Below are 19,596 nucleotides of genomic sequence, written 5' to 3'. Positions count from 1 at the left end.
TGAATATAATAAATCTATTTAATAAGGATTTATATGGATAAAACAGATTTATTGATTATCGGTTCGGGACCTGGCGGTTACCGAACCGCTTCTTACGCTGCTAAGAATGGTTTACATGTAACTATTATCGAAAAAGATCAACTAGGAGGAACATGTCTTAACGCAGGATGTATTCCTACTAAATGTCTTGCACATGATGCAGAGGTTCGTATAGCAGCTCTTTCTTCTTTTGACACTCTTCCTTCACTTGATTTTGTGAAAGTGATGGAAAGAAAGAATGGGGTACTTAGCCAGTTAAGGGAGGGGATAAATACATTACTTAATCAGCCAAATATCAATTTAATAAAAGGTGAAGCACATTTTGTTTCTGATCATATTGTTGAAGTTGGTGACAGGAAAATAGAAGCAAAGAATATTATTATAGCAACTGGATCTCAAGCAAAGCTGCCACCTTTTATAAATAGAGAAGATTATTTAAATAATCCTACGCTTAAGCGTTCGGTTGTTACTTCTACAGAACTTCTTTCTATTGATAAACTACCAAAACGACTTATTATTATAGGGGCAGGAGTTATTGGTATGGAGTTCGCTTCAGCATTTGCAGCTTTCGGATGTCAGGTGGTTGTTGTAGAATACATGAAGGAGTGTCTTCCTATGATAGATAGTGATATTGCAAAACGTCTGAGGAAAATGCTAGAGAAGCGAGGAGTAACATTCTATATGCAAAGTGCTGTTGAAAAAGTTATTCCTCCAACAGAGGAGGATAATGTGGATACAGTTGTAGTATTTAATAAAAAAGACAAAGAGATAAAATTAGAGGCAGACCTAGTCCTTATAGCTACTGGTAGACAACCTAATGTGATGGATATTGGGCTAGATTCAACAAATATAGAATATTCTCTCAAAGGAATCCCTGTTGATAAGAACATGGAAACCAACATTAATGGCGTTTATGCTATTGGAGATGTAAATGCTCGTCAGATGTTAGCGCATGCAGCTACTTTCCAAGGATTCCGTGCTGTTAATCATATTTTAAGTAAGCAGGACAATATCTGTCTTGAGATTATGCCTTCTGCAATCTTCACTTATCCAGAGGCTGCGTGTGTGGGTAAGACGGAAGAACAATGTAAAGAAGCTGGTATTAATTATACAATACGAAAAGGTTTCTATCGATCAAATGGTAAAGCGCTAAGTATGAATGAAACGGAAGGTATGATTAAAATCCTGATAGGAGAAGATGGTCTAATCCTTGGTGGACATGCTTATGGAAGTCATTCTGCAGATCTCATACAAGAGCTCTCTGCTCTAATGAATCGTGATACTACATTAGACGAAATATGTGATATTATTCATATTCATCCAACCCTTAGTGAAATATTACAAGATACATTAATCGGTTGAAATAAGAGGTTTATTAAGTGTAAGTCCTATAAAGATATAAACAATTTAATTACAAATTGTTTGGATGATCAGGAACTTTATACTAACTTTGCACACCGAAAGGATACAGATTTAGTCGTATCGATTCGATTGGGATAGTCATCAAATAAATTAGAAAACCCGAGATGACTTCTTTTGTTAATGGCGGGCCACATAAATCGCATTATGCGACTAAGCCGCAAGGTCAGTGGATTACAAAGACGAGGAGCTCTCTTATCATTGATACTCGGACTTTTCATCACATCATCGATACGACTCTTCCATTTCCCAACTATACAAGATGAGGGAATTGAGGTGAGATTCCTACATAGGAGTCTCACCTTTTTATATGTGTCTAATTTATTAACTAAATCTTAAAAGCTCCATGTGAAAGATAGTTGTCCTTATATTATATGGCAGATGACATAAGCACAACTACTATCCTCTAAAGGAGAAAAGAAAGGAATTAATTATATGTTCTCAGGTATTGTAGAAGAGATGGCTCAATTGGTTCGTATAGAACACGAACAGGAAAATATCCATTTTACTTTTCGTTGTTCATTTACAAATGAATTAAAGATAGACCAAAGTATAGCTCATAATGGAGTATGTCTCACAGTAGTTCGTTTTGAAAACGAAACATATACTGTTACAGCGATGAAAGAAACACTTGAGCGTTCAAATCTGGGCTTACTAAAAGTAGGAGATAGGGTTAATATTGAGCGTTCAATGATGATGAATGGACGTTTAGATGGTCACATCGTGCAAGGTCATGTAGATCAAACTGCTAAATGTATCAACATGGAGGATGCTGATGGGAGTACATACTATACTTTTGAGTATCCCCTTAATCGTGAAATGGCTCAAAGAGGCTATTTCGCTGTAGATAAAGGTTCAATAACAGTAAATGGAGTGTCTCTCACCGTTTGTAATCCTACTGATAATAGTTTTAAAGTAGCGATTATACCATACACAAAGGAAAATACGAACTTTGCGGATATAAAACTTGGCTCAATCGTTAATATTGAGTTTGATATAATCGGTAAATATATTGCAAGACTTCAGCACTATGAATGATAGTCGCATACAATATCATTTATCAAAATAACAAACAAGTTATTTAGTCTAAAAACGCATGTCTTTTGGCATGCGTTTTTTGTATGAATAAGGTCTTATAATATAAAAATTAGTTAATTACGGGGTTTTAGTATAGACATTCAAGATGATTAATGTAAAATAAACTCACATATTCAGATAATACATTTTTTTTACAGAAAGTTTTATTATCTTTGTTTGCGAATTTGTGATAGATACGATTAATAAGTAGTAATAATGAGGAAACAAATTTATACATCAAAGGTATTTTGGAGTCAGATAGTACTTTGGCTTCCATTGTTCCTCGTGCCTATCATATACTCACCTTTTGGTTTATTTTCATGGCAAGAGAGCTTATATCAATATATTGTTCCATTGTCAATGATGATAGTGGCTTACGTCAATTATTTTGTTTTTGCTCCCAAGTTGTTAAAAGGAGATGAGAGAGAATTCTGGATTTATAATGTTATCCTCATCTTATTTTTGTCCATAGCACAACATGAGTGGTTGTACTATACAGGTACAGAACGATATATTATATCATTCTCCTATCAATTGTTATTACAGAGTGAGGAAGAAAACATAAACCCACATCTTTTCTTTATTACTCGCAATATCTTTAATCTTAGTATATGTGCAGGTGCGGCAACATCTGTATTGATGGCGCAACGCTGGTCAAAGGCTGAAGAAGAGAAGAGAGAAGCAGAAACTGCAATGACAAAAGCTGAGCTGATTAATCTTCGTCAGCAGGTGAACCCACACTTCTTACTTAACACAATGAATAATATCTATGCGCTTACAGCTTTTGATACGGAGAAAGCGCAGAAAGCAATCATTGATCTTTCAAAGATGTTGCGCCATATACTTTATGATTATCAGCAACCCTACGTAAGTTTGAAGGAGGAGGTAGAATTTTTGAACAACTATATTGAGTTAATGATGATTCGTTTACCCGATAATGTTGATATCAAACGAGAGTGCAACCTTCCTGAGCCTTGTAATATACAAGTTGCTCCAATGATATTTATATCTCTTCTTGAGAATGCATTTAAGCATGGAATCAGTCCTAGTCATAAGAATTTTATTCACATTTTATTGGATGCGAATGACGAACGTATAGTTTTTGCTATAGAGAACAGTCATCATCCGAAGACCAAAGAAGAAAGAAGTGGACATGGTATAGGGCTTAAGCAAGTTGAGCGTCGTTTAGAGCTAGCTTACCCAGGTAAGTATCAATGGAAAAAGAAATACGATAGTAAAATGAACATATATTCGTCTAAAATAATTATCTATGACACTAAATTGTATAATCATTGATGATGAGCCATTAGCAGCAGGTTTATTAGCTAGCTATGCGAAGAAGACTCTATTTTTAAATCTGGTTGGAGTATTTAATAGTGCTGTAGAAGGGATAAAGTGTATTCGTGAAAATAAGGTAGACCTTATTTTCTTAGATATTCAAATGCCTGAACTAAGTGGGTTAGAGTTTGCTAGGATTCTACCAAAAGAAACCAAAATAATATTTACAACAGCATTCAGTCAATATGCCATAGAGGGTTACAAAGCTAATGCTGTTGACTATTTAATGAAGCCTATTAGCTATGATGATTTCTTGGCTGGAGCTAATCGTGCGTTAGATTGGTTCAATAGTCTTCATCAGTCAGAGAACGCTTCCGGTGATCGTTTCATCTTTGTAAAGAGTGATTATAAGTTAGTTAAGATCATGTTTGACGATATTCTTTACATAGAAGGCTTGAAAGATTATGTAAGGATATATCTCACAGGTAATCATGAGCCTATCATGAGCCTTATGAATATGAAGAAGATAGAGGAGTCTCTGCCTCGACCAGAATTCATGCGTATTCATAGATCTTACATTGTACACATGAAGAATATTGACGGAGTCGATCGTCTTCGTGTCGTTATTGGTAATGCTGTTCTTCCAATATCTGATAGTTATAAGAGTAAGTTACAGGATTTCTTAGATGGTCATACTTTATAATTTGTCATCCTATATATAGAAGGTAGTTAGGTTTTTCCTAACTACCTTTTTTATGTTATTAGCGTTATATAAACTCTTTATTTAGGGGATGATTCGCTTCCAAGTTAAAGGGGTAATTGTTTATTATTTATTACACTATATTCAATAACTATCACTAATATTCCAGCCTACGTTGTGTCATTTCAAGAGTTAAAGTTGAAGAGTAAATAGGTGCTAAATGAATATCATTTCTTTATTATAGTAAAAGTAAAACAAATAGGTTATAAATACTTGATTGATAGGATAAATTAATTTTCTTGTTCTATTTATATCTAATATCTTTTGAAGTTATATCTCATACTGGTTTGTACTTTAAGTTAGAGGTCGTTTGTACTTTAAGTTAAACCTTGATTATACTTTAAGTTATACGTCCCCCGTACTTTAAGTTAAACGTTAATAGTACTCAAAGTTAGAAGTTAACTAAACTTTAGTTGATTATTGAATAGTGTTGTAATTGATTCTCTCAAGTATCTGTTATAATTAAATAGAGGACAATATGTTACTATATGAACGTATTTTATTTTGAAGTTCTTTTGTCTCCTAATCATGTGTTCTGTTGCACTTTCGTAATCCTTTTGATAGTTAAGAAAGTTACTTTTATTATCTTTAGCTGTAATAAAAAATCATTTAGAGTAAACTATGTTCTTACCCATTTCATAGAATAGTGTGGATGCTTCTGCTTATTAAGTATGGATGTTGCTTACGGGTAGAATCCTCTTACTTTGGTGGCTTTTTTCAGTCATCCCTTTGCCATATCTTAATTTTTTAGTAATTTTGCATGTATTTTTGGAATAAACAATATATCTAGATAATGAAGATTTCATACAAATGGCTAAAGGAATACGTTGACTTTGACCTTACTCCACAGGAGACGGCGGACGCGCTGACATCTACTGGTTTGGAAGTTGACGCATTGGAAGAGGTTGAAACGATACGTGGAGGACTCAAGGGCCTCTTTGTTGGTAAAGTATTGACTTGTGAGGCGCACCCTAATTCAGATCATCTTCATGTTACAACCGTAGACTTAGGCAAAGGGGAACCACAGCAAATTGTTTGTGGCGCTCCCAATGTAGCTGCAGGACAGAAGGTTATTGTAGCTGATCTTGGTTGTGTGCTCTATGATGGCGACAAGGAATTTGTAATTAAGAAGAGTAAGCTGCGTGGCGTTGAAAGTCTTGGCATGATCTGTGCGGAGGACGAAATAGGTGTCGGTACAGCTCACGATGGAATAATAGTTTTACCAGAAGATGCACCAGTAGGACAGCCTGCTGCAGAGTATTATCATTTGGATAGCGACTGGCTAATTGATATAGATATCACTGCTAACCGTGCCGATGCTCTTAGTCATTATGGAGTGGCTCGTGATCTTTATGCTTGGCTCACACAGAACGGCTATAAGACATCGCTTCATCGTCCTAATTGTGATGCCTTTGTAGTTGATAATCATGATCTTCCAATCGAGGTAACTATCGATAATCCCGAGGCATGCCGTCGCTATGCTTGTTTGAGTATTACCGATTGCGAGGTTAAGGAAAGCCCACAATGGTTGAAAGATAAGTTGAATGTCATTGGTTTGCGCCCCATCAATAACATCGTAGACATTACTAATTATATCATGATGGCGTATGGTCAGCCAATGCACTGCTTTGATGCAGACATGGTGAAGGGTCACCATATCATCGTAAAAGACAATAACGAGGGAAAGAAGTTCGTTACACTCGATGGTGAGGAGCACATTCTAGGTGAGCATGACCTTGCCATTTGTAATGAGGACGAACCGATGTGTATTGCTGGTGTCTTTGGTGGAAAGGGTAGTGGAACTTATGAGACCACCCGTAACGTGGTTCTAGAGAGTGCTTACTTCCATCCAACATGGATACGTAAGAGTGCTCGTCGTCATGGGTTATCTACTGATGCTAGCTTCCGTTTTGAGCGTGGCATTGATCCAAATGGCGTTATCTATGCACTCAAGCAAGCAGCTATTCTTTGTAAAGAATTGGCAGGAGGCAAGATCAGTATGGAGATTCGTGATGAGTATCCTACAAAGATGTCCGACTTCCCAGTTCGTTTAAATTACGAGTATTGTGATCGCCTCATTGGTAAGAAACTTGGCAATGATGTTATTAAGCGAATTGCCGAAAGCCTTGAGATGAAGGTAGTGAAGGAAGATGCAGAAGGTTTAGATTTATTGGTTCCAGCCTATCGTGTGGATGTTCAGCGTCCTTGTGATGTTGTAGAGGATATACTTCGTATCTATGGATATAATAATGTAGAGATCCCAACCACATTGAAGTCTTCGTTGACGATAGCAGAGGATGCTGATAAAGAGTACCATAAGGAGAATATCATTGGTGAGCAGCTTGTAGGCGAGGGCTTCTCAGAGATTATGAACAACTCTTTAACTAAGGCTTCTTACTATGAGGAGACTGGTTTTAATGCTTATCCTTGGGAAGAAACAGTAAAGGTGATGAATCCACTATCAGCTGACTTGGGGGTAATGCGTCAGACCTTACTCTTTGGTGGTTTGGAGAGCATTGTTCGTAACGTTAATCGTAAGGCACAGAACCTCCGCTTCTTTGAGGTGGGCAATGTCTATAAGTACGATAAGGAGAAATGGTCAGAAGAAAGCCCAGTAAAGGCTTATGTACAAGATCATCACATTGCCTTATGGGTAACAGGTAAACATATTCAAGGATCATGGGCACATCCTGACGAGGATAGTTCTTTCTATGAGTTGAAGGCTTATGTTGAAAATATCCTTCGCCGTATAGGTGTACCACAAGGTTTGTTGGTTTGTACTAATTCGGACAATAATGCTTTCGATAAGGCACTTGTCTTGAAGACACGTGCAGGCAAGGCGTTGGTAGAAATGGGAATCGTTAATCATAAGGTTCTGAAGAGTTTTGATATAGACCAGAAGGTTTATTATGCAGAACTTGATTGGACTGGCTTGATGAAAGCAACTCGTAAGAATAAGTTGCAGTTCCACGAGATTTCTAAGTACCCTGCAGTAAGTCGTGACCTTGCATTATTAGTTGATAATAATGTAGAGTTTGCTCAGATAGAAGAGATAGCACGTCAGACAGATAAGAAACAGTTGAAGCGTGTGGAACTCTTCGATGTTTATCAGGGTAAGAACTTACCAGAAGGCAAGAAGAGCTACGCTGTCAACTTCATTCTTCAGGATGAGACAAAGACGCTCAACGATAAGGCTATCGATGCTATCATGCAGAAATTAATTAAGAATTTAACAAATAAACTAGGAGCAGAACTCCGTTAATAAGAAAATCCAATGGGTAGAGCATTTGAATATCGCAAAGCTACTAAGCTCAAGAGATGGGGCCACATGGCTCGCACATTTACAAAGTTAGGTAAGGAAATCGCTATTGCTGTAAAGGCAGGTGGACCAGAGCCTGAAAACAATCCTCGTCTTCGTGCAATTATCGCTACATGTAAGCGTGAGAATATGCCAAAGGATAATATCCAGCGAGCTATCAAGAACGCAATGGGTAAGGATCAAAGCGATTATAAGGAGGTACCTTATGAGGGGTATGGTCCTCATGGTATTGCTGTGTTTGTTGACACATTGACAGACAATACCACACGTACCGTTGCCGATGTTCGTTCTGTATTCAATAAGTTCAATGGCAACTTGGGTACTCAAGGTTCTTTGAGCTTCCTCTTCGATCACAAAGCAGTCTTCTCATTCAAAAAGAAGGACGGCTTAGATATGGAGGAATTGATTCTCGACTTGATTGACTATGGAGTTGATGATGAGTTTGATGAAGATGAAGAAGAGAATGAGATTACCATCTATGGTGAGCCAACTAGCTTTGGTGACATTCAGAAACATTTAGAGGATAATGGTTTCGAGATAACTTCTGCAGAGTTTACACGTATACCAAACGACTTGAAAGATGTTACTCCTGAACAGCGTGAAACTATAGATAAGATGGTGGAGCGACTTGAAGAGTTTGACGATGTACAGAATGTGTACACTAATATGAAGCCTGCAGAAGAGGAGTAAGATTCACCTTATATAATATGTATATAATAAAAGAGGATATGTCATTTAGACATATCCTCTTTTGTTTTCATACTGATTGTAATTGGCTTTATGTACAATCAGTATGACTTAGGATTTATTCTAACTCCTTCTTACTTAGTTTCGTTGCAGCGATAAAGTAGAGAATGAGTGCAATGTAAGCAATGAGTGAAAGGAGCTCTGATAGATGATTCTCCCACCATGTACCGTATTGGAACTCAATACCACCAAACTTCAGTAAGGCAGAGACGACTCCCATCAATGCTCCACCAGCAATGAAACCTGAAGCAATCAATGTTCCCTTCTCACCTCTAGCCTTGTTGATGGTTTCACTCTTAGAACGAGTTGTCACATACCAATTAATAGCACCACCAACTAACAAAGGAATGTTTAGCTCAAGAGGTATGAACATACCCAAGGCAAAAGCTAGAGCAGGAATCTTGCAGCGGTCTAAGACTAAAGCTATCACAGCTCCAATAGCATAGAGAATCCAAGGTGCACCTTGACCGCTCATCAATGGTTTGATGACGGCTGCCATAGCATTCGCTTGTGGAGCAGCTAATTTACCAGAATTGAAACCATAAGTTTTATCTAAGACAATCATCACACCCGCAACAGTTGCTGCAGAAATTATTGTGCCGAGGAACTTCCATGTTTCTTGTTTCTTTGGAGTTGTTCCTAGCCAATAACCAATTTTTAAGTCTGTTATAAAAGATCCCGCCATTGATAAGGCTGTACAAACAACGCCACCCATGAGAAGTGCTGCTAACATACCTGCGTTGCCTTTCAAACCTACAGCAACCATGACTACTGAGGCTAAGATAAGTGTCATTAATGTCATACCAGAAACAGGATTGCTTCCTACAATAGCAATGGCATTAGCGGCAACAGTGGTGAAGAGGAAAGCTATGATGGTCACAAGAATAATACCAACAACAGCATGGAGCAGGTTAAAGTTCATTACTCCGAAGTAAAAGAACAAGAAGGTGATAATCAGCGTTGCAATACTTCCGAAGGCTATAATCTTGAAGGATATGTCTCTTTGTGTGCGAAGAACCTCTGACTGATTACCTCCTTTACCTTTCATCTCTTTGGCTGCTAATCCAACAGCACTCTTGATGATTCCCCATGATTTCACTATACCAATGATACCTGACATAGCAATACCACCAATACCAATAGAACGTGCGTAAGACTTGAAGATAACTTCAGGTGCCATCTGACCAACAGCTGTTGTAATGGTTGGATCCCACTGATTCAATACAGTGTCAGGGAATAGGAGAGCCATACCAGGAACAATAAGCCACCATACAGCCAGTGAACCTAAACAAATGATGAAAGCATACTTTAGTCCGATGATATAACCAAGTCCGAGTACAGCAGCTCCTGTATTTACTTTGAATACTAGTTTTGCTTTCTCTGCGATTGTTTCACCAAAACCAATCATTCTGCTTGTTACGTTTTCGTTCCAGAAACCGAATGTTGCTACAATGAAATCGTATAAACCACCAACGAGTCCTGCAAGAAGTAATGGTTTTGCCTGGCTTCCACCTTTCTCACCACTGACAAGAACTTGTGTTGTAGCTGTTGCTTCAGGGAAAGGATACTTGCCATGTTGATCTTTAACAAAGTACTTGCGAAAGGGAATTAAGAATAAGATTCCTAATACACCGCCCAGTGCCGCTGCAATGAAAATCTTTAGGAAGTCAGCTTGCAAGTCTAACATATAGATAGCTGGCATGACAAAGATTCCACCCGCAACAACGGCTCCTGAACAAGCACCAATACTTTGGATGATAACATTCTCGCCAAGTGCATTCTTACGTTTAGTGGCAGAGGACAATCCAATAGCAATAATAGCGATTGGTATAGCTGCCTCAAATACTTGTCCAACTTTCAAACCTAAGTAAGCTGCGGCTGCGGAGAATAATACTGTCATTAGGATACCCCAAGTGATAGACCATGGGCTTACTTCTCTGTAAGTTTGTTGAGGAGACATGATAGGGTGATACTCCTCACCTTCCTTCAATTCTCTGAAAGCATTCTCAGGAATTTCAATACTTTGTTCTGTTTTATTTTCCATTGTTTAATAGTATTATTTGTTTGCAAAGATAAATAAAATCGTTTATTTAATGCCTAATAAAAAGCAAAATATTAACTTTGCAACTGTGAAAGAAATAGAACCTATAGCCTTCTTCCGTTCTCCTTTAACTTCAAAGTTTGGGATACCTAGACAGAGCGGATTAGTCCATAATCTTGTGGGGCGTATTGTCTTTGAAAAGAAATATCAAAGAGAAGAAGCCTTACGTGGCTTAGAAGATTTTGATTACTTGTGGTTGATATGGGGATTTTCGGCTAATCCTTCGTCTAATGAAATCAAATTTACTGTTCGCCCACCACGATTAGGAGGGAATAAGCGCTTGGGTGTCTTTGCTACTAGGTCACCTTTCCGCCCTAACGGACTTGGTTTATCTTCTGTTCTTATTAAGCAAATCACCGAAAGTGAAATTGAAGTTATTGGTGCCGACCTTATGGATGGTACGCCCATATATGACATAAAGCCTTATATTCCGTATGTCGATAGTCATCCAGAGGCTAAAGGTGGCTTTACGGACAAGAAGGAGTGGCAGAAACTTTCGGTTTATATTCCTGATGAGATAGCAGCTAAGTTTGGAGTAGAGGAACTTTCTGCCTTAAAGGAAGTCCTTGCGCAAGATCCTCGTCCACAATATCAACACAATCCAGAGCGTGTTTATATAATGCCTTTTGGAGGAAAGGAAGTATTTTTCCGTGTGTCAGAAGGCTTACTTAATGTTATTCGTGTGCGTTCTTAATGGTAAAGGGTTACATAAATTGTAATGAAAATGATGTCCCGATAGTACATTATTCTGACTTCAAATATAGGAAAGAAGAAACTAATAGAATAAGTACAATCGAAATGTATATATGTTTTGAATAAAGCGATAGTATCTTTTCCTGAAAACGATACTACTTTTCAATGAAAACGATAGTACTTTTTCTCGAAAACGATAGTACCTTTTTGGAGGAAGCTATTGTGAATATGTAACTACCTGATTATCTGATATATAAAAAAGAAAGCTCTTTCGTAAGAAAAAGCTTTCAATAATTTAATGATAACCAGTGTGATAAAAGAACTTCACTTGTACTCAAACGGGTTAAACTAACTCCGAAAGTTCTAGCCATCTAAGTTCTAACTCATCGAGTTCATCTTTTAATATTGGCAATCGTTTACTCTTTTCGGTTAATTCTTCTACCGAGAGATTACCAGAGCAAAGTTCTTCTTCTAGTTGTTTCTGTTCTGTTTCTAGTTGATTGATCTTCTCTGATATTTGTTCGTATTCTCGTTTCTCTTTGAAGGTCATCTTGTGCTTCCCATTTATCGAAGAATTGTTCTTAGCTTCTGCATTAACCTGTTTCGTATTCTTTACTGGCTTTGTTTGATTATCTTCTTTGGATTTCATCTTCTGATAATCTCTGTATTGCGTGTAGTTACCAGGGAAGTCTTGTATTTCTCCTTCACCTTTGAATACGAGCAAATGATCAACGACTTTATCCATAAAATAGCGGTCGTGCGAAACTACTATAACACAGCCGGGGAAGTCTTGCAAATACTCTTCTAGAATCTGTAAGGTTTGAATATCTAAGTCGTTAGTTGGCTCGTCCAGTACGAGGAAGTTAGGATTCTTCATGAGTACTGTACAGAGATATAGCTTACGTTTCTCTCCGCCAGATAGCTTGTAAACATAATTATGCTGCTCTTCAGGAGAGAAGAGGAAGTAATTTAAGAATTGAGAAGCAGTCATGTGTTTACCGCCTCCCATATCGATGTAATCGGCTATATCCGTGATGATATCAATAACTTTTTGATCGTCACGGAACTTTAATCCTTCCTGTGAGAAATAACCAAAGCGAACGGTCTCTCCAATATCGAATCGTCCGCTATCGGGAGCTACCTTTCCAAGAAGCATCTTAATGAAAGTTGACTTGCCTGTTCCATTATTTCCCACGATACCCATCTTCTCAAATCGTGCAAAGTTATAATAGAAGTCGTTGAGGATAACTTTCTCATCAAACTTCTTCGATACGTATTGGCATTCGAAGATCTTACTACCTATATAAACGTTAGAGGACTTTAGTCTTACTTGTCGTTCTTCTATGCGTTGTTTGGCTTTTGCCTCTAACTCATAGAAGGCCTCTTCTCGATAGCGCGCTTTATGACCACGTGCTTGTGGCATACGACGCATCCATTCTAACTCTGTGCGATAAAGGTTATTGGCACGTGCTATCTCGGCACGTGTATTATCAATACGTTCTTGTCTCTTCTCTAAGTAATAAGAATAATTACCTCGATAGGTGTAGATCGTGTTATTGTCTAATTCAAGTATCGTGTTACACACATTGTCAAGGAAATAGCGATCGTGTGTAACCATAAAGATTGTTTTATTGCCACGTGATAGATAACCTTCAAGCCATTCAATCATCTCTAAATCTAAATGGTTCGTTGGCTCGTCAAGAATGAGGAAGTCAGGCTCGAGGATAAGAACATTCGCTAGTGCTACACGTTTCTGCTGTCCGCCACTTAATTGTCCCATTGGTTGGTCAAGATTAGTGAGCTTTAGCATTGTGAGAATTTGCTTTGCCTTCAATAATCTTTCTGGATTTCCCTCATGGTTAAAGCAGGCGTCTAGCACACTCTCTTCGGGATCAAACTTCGGGCTCTGTTCTAGAAGTCCTACACGTAAGTTATTGCGATAGATAATAGAACCAGTATCATAGCTTTCTTTTCCAATTAGAATAGATAATAGGGTAGACTTACCCGTACCATTCTGTGCTACTAATCCTATGTGTTGCCCTTCAGCTATCGAAAATGAAATATCTTTGAAAAGAACCTGTGCTCCAAAGCTCTTAGTTAAGTTTTGGACATCAAGGTAAGGTATCTGTGCCATGTATTTAGGGGTTATTCCAGTGTTGCGTTTATCTGGTCAATATAATCAAGTACTTCGTCTCGCCCAGTCTTGTCTTCTGATGAGGTGATGAAGTAAGGAGGCAATACTTCCCATCTGTCTTGTAACTTCTTCATCCATAGTAATGCGTTAGACTTAGCCTTTGCAGGAGATAGCTTGTCAGCCTTAGTGAAGATGATAGAGAAGGGAACATTGCTCTCTCCCAACCAATCGACAAACTCACGATCTATCTTCTGTTGCTCATGTCGAATATCAATGAGAACAAACACATTGACCAGTTGTTTGCGCTGTAGAATGTATTGCGCTATCATCTGCTCCAGCTTGTTACGCACCGTCTTAGAGTTCTTGGCATAACCATAGCCAGGGAGGTCAACCAAATACCATTCATTATTAATGATGAAGTGGTTGATGAGTAAAGTCTTACCAGGCTTAGCTGATGTCTTAGCCAATCCTTTATGGTTGCATAACATATTTATAAGACTTGATTTACCAACATTAGAGCGTCCGATAAATGCATATTCTGCTTTAGTATCATCAGGACATTTTGATAAACTAGGCGATGATATAGTAAATTCTGATTTCTTAATTATCATTCCGATTTATGTGTAATTGTGTACCCTATGTTGCAAAGATACTAAAAACTTAAGAGCTAGGGCTGGTTAGTTGATAGTTTTTTAGTAATTTTGCAGAAAAGCAAAGAGCAATGAAGCAAATCAATTGGGGTTTTATAGTCTGTGGGGAGGTCACAGAGAAGAAGTCAGGACCTGCGTTTAATGAGGTTATGGGCTCACATGTAGTAGCTGTATTCAGTCGTAGTGAACTGAAGGCACGTTCTTATGCCGAACGCCATAATATTAGAAAATGGTACACAGATGCGCAGGAGTTAGTTGATGATCCTGATGTGAATGCCGTATATATTGCGACGCCGCCTGCTGCCCATGCCACATTCGCTATCATGGCAATGCGTGCTGGTAAGCCCTGTTACATAGAGAAGCCATTGGCTGCATCTTACGAGGATTGTGTTCGTATCAATCGTATATCAGAACAGACGAATGTTCCTTGCTTCGTTGCTTATTACCGCCGTTATCTTCCATACTTTCAAAAGGTAAAGGAGATAATAGATAATGGTTCTATCGGAGATATCCTAACCGTGCAAGTACGCTTTGCCGTCCCACCACGTGACCTGGATTATAAGAGCAATGTGCAACATCCGTGGCGATTACAGTCGAATATCTCGGGTGGTGGATACTTTTACGACTTAGCTCCCCACCAGTTAGACTTGCTTCAGAACTTCTTTGGTATTATTGTTAAGGCACATGGTTATACAGCTAACCGAGCTGGACTTTATGATGTTGAAGACACTGTAAATGCTGTTTTCCGTTTCGAGAATGGTCTCACTGGAAGTGGTGCTTGGTGCTTTGTCGCTCATGAGAGTGCGCGTGAGGATTATATTGAGGTTTATGGGACAAAGGGACGTCTGTCGTTCTCCGTCTATACATACACGCCCATCCACCTCTGTACAAGTGAGGGCGAAAAGGATATAGAAGTAGCTAATCCGCCTTACGTTCAGTTACCAATCATTAAGTCCGTCATAGAAGATATGCAGGGATATGGTTCCTGCGATTGTACAAGTATCAGTGCGACTCCAACGAACTGGGTGATAGATCGTATTCTTGGTAAGATATAGAAGCCTTACTACATTTACATATTATTCAAATCCGTGTTATCAATGAATCTGCTGATTAATCGTTGTGTTTTGTTATCATTCCTCTTGTTCTTCATGGGAATAGGGATGGCGAATGCACATACTTCTACAAAGGCGGTTGGTAACCTGGAACACACACTTGACACGATACGCTGGATGCGAATAGATTCTAGTGCTTATAGGAATAAGACGGAATACCACAAGAAGAGAAAGACTGGCTATAAGTTCAATGACATAGACACAAGCTATATTGAGCCACAGCGATATAACTTCACAACAATGTTGCAGAATACGAACACTTACGAGGTGTATCGTATAGCGAGCGATAAAGGGCAAAGCATTACCTTTGCGCCAGAGGCTAATATCCGCATTGGACCTTACTTCGGTTGGCGGTGGATATTCCTAGGTTATACTGTCGATATCACGCATTTACTACGCAAGATTAATGATAAGCGCAGACAAGAATATGATTTAAGTCTGTATAGTTCAATGCTAGGCATTGACATATATTACAGAAGGACTGGTAACGATTATAAGATACGGCAACTCTATCTTGGTGAGACTATTAATACCGACCCCATAAAGGGGGCTGGCTTTGACGGATTAACCTCAAGTATCAAAGGTTTCAATATCTATTATATCTTCAATCACCGCCGTTTCTCTTATCCTGCAGCCTTCAGTCAAAGCACTATACAACGTCGCTCTGCGGGTAGTCCGTTATTAGGTATCGGTTACACAAGACATACGCTCGAGGTTGATTGGAAGGAGCTAAACAACCTTGTTGCTAATCGTCTAGGAGGAAGCGTTGCGGTAGATAGTACTTTGATGTTCGATAAGATAAAGTACACGGATGTATCTGTTAGTGGAGGCTATGCCTATAATTGGGTCTTCGCCCACAACTGGCTTCTTGCTAGTTCGTTGTCTGTTGCACTGGCTTACAAGCAGAGCTCGGGCGACGTGACACATAAGCGTTTCTCCATCAGTGACTTTAAGTTCAATAACATCAACATAGATGGTATCGGGCGTTTTGGACTTGTATGGAACAATAGTAAGTGGTATGCAGGTATGAGCATGATACTCCATGCTTACAATTACAGGCGTAGTAACTTCTCAACAAATAACTTCTTTGGTAGTGTCAATCTCTATGTAGGCTTTAACTTTGGAAAGAGGAAGGCGAAGAAGAAGGAAGGCTATCAAGAACAGAAAGGATAAGTGATGAAGCAGAAGTATAGCATAATTGGTTTGTTTCTCATAGCATTGACTGCATGTGGAGCTAAGACAATAGAGAATAAGCATAAACAGCAGGGGGTAGTGGCTGAAAAGATAGAAGATAGTTCCGTGAGTGCTGAATATCATGCGAACAAAGACGCCTTACCTGCTTATATTGATTCTTATTCTAAAGCAGACAGTGCGTTGGTATGTGGTATCTTACAAGATATGGCTGCACAAAGGCATAGTCTATCACATGAGGAACTTATCCTCACGATAGCCCACAAGTTTATAGGTGTTCCTTACGTTGCGCACACATTGGATAAGAACGATGAGGAAAGGCTCGTCGTCAATTTACATGGCTTAGATTGCACCACTTATGTTGAGGCTGTGACGGCTCTAACGCTATGTGCTGAGCGAGGCAAACATAAGTTCTCTGATTACGTACACCAATTAGAACTGATTCGTTATCGTGGCGGTAAGATGAGTTATGTGAACCGTCTTCACTATTTCCATTGGTGGTTGGAGGACAATGTGCGCATGGGATTTGTCAAAGAGATTAACACGCCTAACCCACCTTTTACAGCGGTACAAACATTGAAAATAAACTATATGAGCCTTAACGCAAAGGCGTATGATATGCTAAAGAATAACCCGAGGCGTGTGGCTGAACTCAAGAAATTAGAGGATGCTAGTAACGGAACAAAGGTGCGCTATATCCCTACTGCCTTGCTGAATAATAACAACGAGTTGCGAGAGGTTATCCATGATGGCGACATCATAGCTATTGTAACTAACAAGCGGGAACTCGATACAACTCATCTCGGCTTTGCCGTTTGGCATGAGGACGGACTCCATCTCATGAACGCCTCCAGTCTTAAGAAGAACGGCAATAGGGTGGTAGAACCTACCGAAACTTTCTATCAGTATATGACGTCACGACCATCGAATATTGGTATTCGTGTTGCTAGAATCAAATAAACGGAACACACGGGGACTCATCTTCTCTCTTTATCTACATCATGATTATAATTGCTACGATTGCAGTCTACTTCTGCATACTCTTACTCATCAGTTTGCTTACAGGGCGCAAAGCCGATAACGAGACTTTCTTCCGTGCTAATGGTAAGTCACCATGGTATTTGGTGGCGTTTGGTATGATAGGTGCTAGTATCTCGGGCGTGACTTTTGTAAGTGTACCAGGTATGACACTCACGAGTGATATGACCTATATGCAAACCTGTTTGGGCTTTATCGTGGGTTACTTCGTCGTGGCTTATCTGCTATTACCCGTTTATTATCGTCTACGCCTGACAACTATCTATACTTATTTGCAAACCCGTCTCGGCAATAGGAGTTACAAGACGGGCGCAGCCTTCTTCCTCTTGTCAAAGATGGCAAGTGCCGCCGTTCGCTTCTATGTTGTCTGCATGATACTCCAGCAATTCGTTCTCGACAAATACGCCATTCCGTTTCCCGTAACCGTTGTGGTGTTGGTTGCATTGATATGGCTCTATACACGGAGGGGCGGAATACGCACCCTTGTATTGACCGATACATTTCAAACACTTTGTATGCTCCTTGCTCTGTTGCTCATAATATATAAGGTAGTGGATGTACTCGGATTGAATCTCCCTCAAGCCGTGCAAGCCATTGCAGCAGATAGCCATTCGCGCATCTTCGTATTAGATGATTGGGTATCAACACAGAACTTCTGGAAGCAGTTCCTTAGCGGTATCTTCATCGTCATTGTGATGACAGGACTTGATCAGGACATGATGCAAAAGAATCTTACTTGTAAGACTTTGCGTGAGGCACAAAAGGATATGTGCTGTTATGGCTTCGCATTCGCCCCCGTCAATCTCCTGTTCTTAGCCTTGGGAATCTTATTGATGATGTATTACCAACGGGTGGGGCAAGCTCTCCCAGCAGTATCAGACGATTTGATGTTACAGGTCATTGCAGGCGGTCAATTAGGTACATGGGTCGTAATATTGTTTACGATTGGTATTGTTGCAGCCTGTTTCTCCAGTGCTGATTCTGCCCTGACAGCCCTAACCACAACCTTCTGTGTTGATATCTGTAACCAGCGTAAGGACGAGCGGTTGCGCAAGTGGTCTCATCTCGGTGTTTCCGTTGTGTTCGTGTTGTTTATCCTTATTTTCCGTTATGTCAATTCCACGAGTCTGATAGATGCAGTCTATACAATCGTCTCTTACACTTACGGACCTCTCTTAGGTCTTTTCGCCTTTGGTCTTTCAACGAAACACAAGGTGAACGATCGCTATGTCCCATTTATCGCTATTGCCAGTCCACTCCTATGTTTTGCCTTAGACATGATTGTTTCTAACACTACAGGATATAAGTTTGGCTACGAGCTACTGATGTTGAATGGACTCCTAACTTACGTAGGCTTGTGGTTGAATAAGGCTCATCTTCTTTCTAATAAATAGCACTTACGAGCGTGAGTTTATTGTAATATCTTCCGAATACTTACTATATCTGATTCGTTCTAATAGGTTTGTCCTTCTGAAGACTTATTATATCCGATTCGTTCTAACAGGTTTGCCCAGTTTCTCTCATCTGTTTGCGAATCGTTATACACCTGTTCCTGCATCCTTTCTCACGTGTTGCGCATCTCTTTCTCACGTGTTCCTGCATTCTTACTCACCCGTTCTCCATCTCTTTCTCACGTGTTGTGCATCATTTACACACGTATGTAAAGTTAGTCTCATCATGATGAGACACAAGTTTCATCACGATGAGACACTAGTTTCATCATGATGAGACACTCGTTTCACCATGGTGAGACATTCATTTCACCATGGTGAGAATAAGAATAGACACGGAACACAAAGACGCAAGACGCATGAGAAAGAGATGCGTAACACGTGAGAAAGAATGTTGGAACGGGTGAGAAAGAAAGCAGAAACCTATTAGTCAAAGGGCGCACATAGGGTGTAAGTCTATAGGTTTAGTATATGATTGCAAGTAAGCGAGTGGGTTATTAGGGGAATATTTAAAAGCGTATGAATAGTATATAGCACTAAACGAATAAAGCCCAGACTTATGCAAGTCTGAGCTTTATTAATATGTG

14 protein-coding genes are annotated in these 19,596 nt (G+C 39.3%); 11 read left to right on the top strand and 3 right to left on the bottom strand.

Going from position 1 to position 19,596, the window contains the following annotated elements:
• Positions 1-33: 33 nt before the first annotated feature.
• The 6 genes from lpdA to O3603_RS05130 all read left to right on the top strand — a co-directional run bounded on the left by lpdA (position 34) and on the right by O3603_RS05130 (position 8,582).
• A complete protein-coding gene (gene lpdA, locus O3603_RS05155; protein ID WP_371521241.1) occupies positions 34-1,401 on the top strand; it encodes a dihydrolipoyl dehydrogenase in 1,368 nt (455 codons plus the stop codon).
• Positions 1,402-1,893: 492 nt separating this feature from the next.
• Entirely contained in the window at positions 1,894-2,496 is a 603-nt protein-coding gene (locus O3603_RS05150; protein ID WP_315088502.1) for a riboflavin synthase, read from the top strand.
• A gap of 255 nt (positions 2,497-2,751) precedes the next feature.
• Positions 2,752-3,831 (top strand): sensor histidine kinase, encoded by a 1,080-nt coding sequence (locus O3603_RS05145; RefSeq protein WP_371521238.1) that lies wholly within the window; start codon positions 2,752-2,754, stop codon positions 3,829-3,831.
• Complete coding sequence (locus O3603_RS05140) at positions 3,806-4,516, top strand: LytTR family DNA-binding domain-containing protein (protein WP_155715956.1); 711 nt, start codon at positions 3,806-3,808, stop codon at positions 4,514-4,516. Before O3603_RS05145 ends, O3603_RS05140 begins: the two co-directional genes overlap by 26 nt.
• An 850-nt stretch (positions 4,517-5,366) precedes the next feature.
• A complete protein-coding gene (gene pheT / locus O3603_RS05135) occupies positions 5,367-7,835 on the top strand; it encodes a phenylalanine--tRNA ligase subunit beta (RefSeq protein WP_371521235.1) in 2,469 nt (822 codons plus the stop codon).
• A gap of 12 nt (positions 7,836-7,847) precedes the next feature.
• The gene (locus O3603_RS05130) at positions 7,848-8,582 is read left to right on the top strand and encodes a YebC/PmpR family DNA-binding transcriptional regulator (protein WP_009434046.1); all 735 of its coding nucleotides are present in this window, start codon (positions 7,848-7,850) and stop codon (positions 8,580-8,582) included.
• Between the two features lie 115 nt (positions 8,583-8,697).
• Here O3603_RS05130 and O3603_RS05125 read toward each other — a convergent pair whose 3' ends face one another.
• On the bottom strand, positions 8,698-10,683 hold the full coding sequence (locus O3603_RS05125) for an OPT family oligopeptide transporter (protein ID WP_287315959.1): 1,986 nt from the start codon (positions 10,681-10,683) through the stop codon (positions 8,698-8,700).
• A gap of 85 nt (positions 10,684-10,768) precedes the next feature.
• On the opposite strand from O3603_RS05125, the gene tsaA reads away from it, so the two are divergent.
• A complete protein-coding gene (gene tsaA / locus O3603_RS05120; protein ID WP_371521231.1) occupies positions 10,769-11,434 on the top strand; it encodes a tRNA (N6-threonylcarbamoyladenosine(37)-N6)-methyltransferase TrmO in 666 nt (221 codons plus the stop codon).
• A gap of 342 nt (positions 11,435-11,776) precedes the next feature.
• Here the strand turns inward: tsaA and O3603_RS05115 are convergent, their stop codons facing one another.
• Entirely contained in the window at positions 11,777-13,567 is a 1,791-nt protein-coding gene (locus tag O3603_RS05115; protein WP_371521228.1) for an ABC-F family ATP-binding cassette domain-containing protein, read from the bottom strand.
• 11 nt (positions 13,568-13,578) lie between these two features.
• A complete protein-coding gene (gene yihA / locus O3603_RS05110; protein WP_009434207.1) occupies positions 13,579-14,178 on the bottom strand; it encodes a ribosome biogenesis GTP-binding protein YihA/YsxC in 600 nt (199 codons plus the stop codon).
• Between the two features lie 110 nt (positions 14,179-14,288).
• On the opposite strand from yihA, the gene O3603_RS05105 reads away from it, so the two are divergent.
• The 4 genes from O3603_RS05105 to O3603_RS05090 are packed head-to-tail and all read left to right on the top strand — an operon-like array spanning position 14,289 to position 18,952.
• Positions 14,289-15,272: a Gfo/Idh/MocA family protein gene (locus tag O3603_RS05105; RefSeq protein WP_371521223.1), complete on the top strand. Its 984-nt coding sequence runs from the start codon at positions 14,289-14,291 to the stop codon at positions 15,270-15,272.
• 42 nt (positions 15,273-15,314) lie between these two features.
• The gene (locus tag O3603_RS05100; protein WP_371521220.1) at positions 15,315-16,502 is read left to right on the top strand and encodes a DUF4421 domain-containing protein; all 1,188 of its coding nucleotides are present in this window, start codon (positions 15,315-15,317) and stop codon (positions 16,500-16,502) included.
• 3 nt (positions 16,503-16,505) lie between these two features.
• The gene (locus O3603_RS05095; RefSeq protein WP_371521217.1) at positions 16,506-17,480 is read left to right on the top strand and encodes an N-acetylmuramoyl-L-alanine amidase-like domain-containing protein; all 975 of its coding nucleotides are present in this window, start codon (positions 16,506-16,508) and stop codon (positions 17,478-17,480) included.
• A gap of 41 nt (positions 17,481-17,521) precedes the next feature.
• A complete protein-coding gene (locus O3603_RS05090; RefSeq protein ID WP_371521215.1) occupies positions 17,522-18,952 on the top strand; it encodes a sodium:solute symporter in 1,431 nt (476 codons plus the stop codon).
• Positions 18,953-19,596 lie beyond the last annotated feature (644 nt).

This window comes from Prevotella sp. 20925_1_30 (assembly GCF_041433025.1).
Lineage (GTDB): Bacteria > Bacteroidota > Bacteroidia > Bacteroidales > Bacteroidaceae > Prevotella > Prevotella vespertina.
Note: the sequence above shows the minus strand (reverse complement) of the source record. Positions and strands in the feature narration are given on the sequence as shown.

Excerpts from the sequence above, each read along its gene's own strand:
- lpdA (WP_371521241.1), top strand. The coding sequence starts at position 34 with ATGGATAAAACAGATTTATTGATTATCGGTTCGGGACCTGGCGGTTAC.
- O3603_RS05150 (WP_315088502.1), top strand. The coding sequence starts at position 1,894 with ATGTTCTCAGGTATTGTAGAAGAGATGGCTCAATTGGTTCGTATAGAA.
- O3603_RS05145 (WP_371521238.1), top strand. The coding sequence starts at position 2,752 with ATGAGGAAACAAATTTATACATCAAAGGTATTTTGGAGTCAGATAGTA.
- O3603_RS05140 (WP_155715956.1), top strand. The coding sequence starts at position 3,806 with ATGACACTAAATTGTATAATCATTGATGATGAGCCATTAGCAGCAGGT.
- pheT (WP_371521235.1), top strand. The coding sequence starts at position 5,367 with ATGAAGATTTCATACAAATGGCTAAAGGAATACGTTGACTTTGACCTT.
- O3603_RS05130 (WP_009434046.1), top strand. The coding sequence starts at position 7,848 with ATGGGTAGAGCATTTGAATATCGCAAAGCTACTAAGCTCAAGAGATGG.
- O3603_RS05125 (WP_287315959.1), bottom strand. The coding sequence starts at position 10,683 with ATGGAAAATAAAACAGAACAAAGTATTGAAATTCCTGAGAATGCTTTC.
- O3603_RS05115 (WP_371521228.1), bottom strand. The coding sequence starts at position 13,567 with ATGGCACAGATACCTTACCTTGATGTCCAAAACTTAACTAAGAGCTTT.
- yihA (WP_009434207.1), bottom strand. The coding sequence starts at position 14,178 with ATGATAATTAAGAAATCAGAATTTACTATATCATCGCCTAGTTTATCA.
- O3603_RS05105 (WP_371521223.1), top strand. The coding sequence starts at position 14,289 with ATGAAGCAAATCAATTGGGGTTTTATAGTCTGTGGGGAGGTCACAGAG.
- O3603_RS05100 (WP_371521220.1), top strand. The coding sequence starts at position 15,315 with ATGAATCTGCTGATTAATCGTTGTGTTTTGTTATCATTCCTCTTGTTC.
- O3603_RS05095 (WP_371521217.1), top strand. The coding sequence starts at position 16,506 with ATGAAGCAGAAGTATAGCATAATTGGTTTGTTTCTCATAGCATTGACT.
- O3603_RS05090 (WP_371521215.1), top strand. The coding sequence starts at position 17,522 with ATGATTATAATTGCTACGATTGCAGTCTACTTCTGCATACTCTTACTC.